The following is a 374-nucleotide window of genomic DNA, read 5'->3' as shown; positions in this document are numbered from 1 at the left end:
CGTCCGGCAGCGTGGTCGCGCTGATCGATGAAGTGGCCAGCGCCACGCATAAGGTCGAAAGCATGCAACAGGATGCCCAGCGCATCACCGAGATCCTCGGCGTGATTGGCGCTATCGCCGGGCAGACCAACCTGCTGGCGCTGAACGCGGCCATCGAAGCGGCACGCGCCGGGGAACAGGGTCGTGGTTTCGCGGTGGTGGCCGATGAAGTCCGCGCCCTCGCCGCCCGGACCCAGGCCAGCACCTCGGAAATCAATGAAATGCTGACCCGCCTGACCCAGGGCGTCAGTTCCTCGGTGGCGGCCATGGAAAACACCCAGGCCAGTTGCCAGTCCGCCGCCGATGCCACCGCACGGGTCAACTCGGGGCTGGAT

Annotated in this window: 1 protein-coding gene; it reads left to right on the top strand. The window is 66.6% G+C overall.

What is annotated here, in order from left to right:
* Positions 1-374, top strand: a 374-nt coding sequence (locus HX773_RS25660) for a methyl-accepting chemotaxis protein (RefSeq protein WP_255433344.1), incomplete at both ends; no start/stop codon positions are given.

This window comes from Pantoea sp. B9002 (genome assembly GCF_013385945.1).
Lineage (GTDB): Bacteria > Pseudomonadota > Gammaproteobacteria > Enterobacterales > Enterobacteriaceae > Pantoea.
The sequence above is the reverse complement of the archived record's forward strand: the minus strand, read 5'-3'. Positions and strand labels throughout refer to the sequence as shown.